Origin of the sequence: Flavobacterium magnesitis (genome assembly GCF_041729735.1) — a bacterium.
Lineage (GTDB): Bacteria > Bacteroidota > Bacteroidia > Flavobacteriales > Flavobacteriaceae > Flavobacterium > Flavobacterium magnesitis.
The window spans coordinates 1-363 of sequence record NZ_JBCFQK010000062.1; the positions used below are offsets into that span (position 1 = coordinate 1).

Below are 363 nucleotides of genomic sequence, written 5' to 3' on the forward strand. Positions count from 1 at the left end.
TCCACTGCTGTTCCTGATGTATCCTGAACATCTACTCCTTGTGGATCTTGTCCGATTGCAATTGCTGTATTAGTAACAACGCCTGCATCAATATCAGCTTGGGTGATAGCGTAATCTTGTGTTACCACTCCTGTTGCCGATGGGGCTAAAGTTGATGGAACTAATGCTAAATTAGTCACTCCTAGTTTGGCATCATTGATTACAATATTATCTACTGTTACGTTTCCTGTATTGGTTACCGTAAAAGTGTACGTAATGATATCGCCTACTACCGCTCTTGTGGCATCACCATTGTAAACCCCTGTTTTAACAAAGGCTAATGAGCCTGATTTCGGTAAAGTAGTCTCTGTACTATCGTCATTA

At 41.0% G+C, this 363-nt stretch carries 1 protein-coding gene; it reads right to left on the reverse strand.

All coding sequences use genetic code 11. The features are described from left to right. A partial coding sequence (locus tag AAGV33_RS16385; RefSeq protein ID WP_373393454.1) for a DUF7507 domain-containing protein occupies positions 1 to 363 on the reverse strand: 363 nt, incomplete at both ends.